This is a genomic window from Polaromonas sp. P1_E3, from assembly GCF_056405935.1.
In genome coordinates, this window is record NZ_JBFUBD010000540.1 from 1 (window position 1) to 1,535 (window position 1,535).

Below are 1,535 nucleotides of genomic sequence, written 5' to 3' on the forward strand. Positions count from 1 at the left end.
CCCACGGCCTTCAAGGCGGGAAGGTAGTCGTCGGGTGAGCGGCCGTCGGCGTCGCCGCGGAGGTAGAGCATCGGTGTTTCGATGTGCTTGTGCCGGCTGTTGTGCTGGGCATCGGCCTGCAGGGTACGGTACCAGTCGAAGCCGGCCTTGAGCGCCTCGGGATGCTCATAGGCGCGCGCAAACGCAGCGCGATGTACTTCGGTCACGACCTCCTTGTTGCCCGCCAGGAAGTCCGTGAAAAAATCAAAGTAGGCACGCTGGTGGCCTGAAACCAGGAGCTCCGGTAGCTTCGGCAACGCATGAAATGCGAAGTGCCAGATACGAGGATCCGACAGCACCTTCTCCCAGGGATCTATGCCGGGGATGACGGTGTTCATGACCACGGCCCCCGCGATGCGCTCCCCATGGTCGCGTGCGGCTGCATAGGCGATCATGCCGCCGACATCAAAGCCAGCCACCACCATCGAATGCGCGCCGGCGCGCTCTGCTGCACTGACGACGATATCTGCCAGGACGTTTTTTTCGGCAGAAGGCGGTGCGCCGTGCGAGTCCCCTATCGCCGGCAAGTCAAAGGCCAGGACAAAATGGTCCGTGGCGAGCACATCAACCACCGGTGCATAGACTTCCTTGCAATGAGGCCAGCCGTGCAGTAACACGATCGCGGGCATGGCGGAAGCACCCGCCGCCAGCAAGCCCAGCCTCAGGCCTTCATGCTTTACGGTGTCGACGCGCATACGGCAATGCACAAATGGACGCGCATGAAGCGCCGAAATGGTGCCTCACGCGCGTGTGAGCCRATCTCCTGAACAGGTTGGGTTACCTTTTCGGCTTGCTGATTTCGTGCCCAATCACACCGCCGACTGCAGCCCCACCGACAGTCCCCAAGGCGCTACCGCCGGACAAGGCTGAACCGGCCACGCCACCCACACCCGCACCAATAGCGGTATTTCTTTCCTGCGTCGTCATACCGCTGCAGCCCGCCAGGCCCGCGAAGGCCGCCACAACTACCGCGTACGCCGCTGTTTGCTTCACTGCAATCATTTCAATCTCCTTAAGAAGTGATGAAAGCGAAGAGCAAATGCCGCTGAATCACGCCATCAAACCCTTCTTCATGTGAATGAACCATCTACTGTTGTCGGCTGAGGGCCGCAGTAGTTTTTTCATTCCTGAATCTTCATGCTAGGGCGCCGAAAATCTGCAGTTGTAGGACGAGCCCCCGTATCCTTGAGTACTACGTCCGATGGGTGGGAAGGGGATTGCGCATGGGAGCCGCTGTCCACGGCGGGCGTAACCCGACAGGAGGAGCTATGAGGATTCACTTAGCGGCGCTTGATCCCCAATGAGCCTGAGGACCGAATTATTCAGCCCCGCCGTGCCGCCTCGATCGCAGCGATGTCGATTTTCCGCATGGTCATCATCGCGTCGAACACGCGCTTGGCCACCTTCGGATCGGGGTCGGCTATCCCGTCAGTAAGCGCGCGCGGGGTGATTTGCCATGACAGGCCCCACTTGTCCTTGCACCAGCCGCATTCGCT

The 1,535-nt window shown here is 60.4% G+C and carries 3 protein-coding genes; all 3 read right to left on the reverse strand.

From position 1 onward, the window contains the following. Positions 1–734: alpha/beta fold hydrolase (locus AC1D0Z_RS21450; protein ID WP_477660178.1), on the reverse strand; the 734-nt coding region annotated here is incomplete at its 3' end. An 82-nt stretch (positions 735–816) separates the two neighbouring features. Beyond that, on the reverse strand, positions 817–1,041 hold the full coding sequence (locus tag AC1D0Z_RS21455) for a glycine zipper 2TM domain-containing protein (protein WP_477660179.1): 225 nt from the start codon (positions 1,039–1,041) through the stop codon (positions 817–819). Positions 1,042–1,361: 320 nt separating this feature from the next. Then, positions 1,362–1,535 (reverse strand): VOC family protein (locus AC1D0Z_RS21460; protein WP_477660180.1); only part of this gene is annotated, 174 nt, incomplete at its 5' end.

What these genes read in the sequence shown, in the direction of transcription:
- AC1D0Z_RS21455 (WP_477660179.1), bottom strand. Translation starts at nt 1,041, where the DNA reads ATGATTGCAGTGAAGCAAACAGCGGCGTACGCGGTAGTTGTGGCGGCC.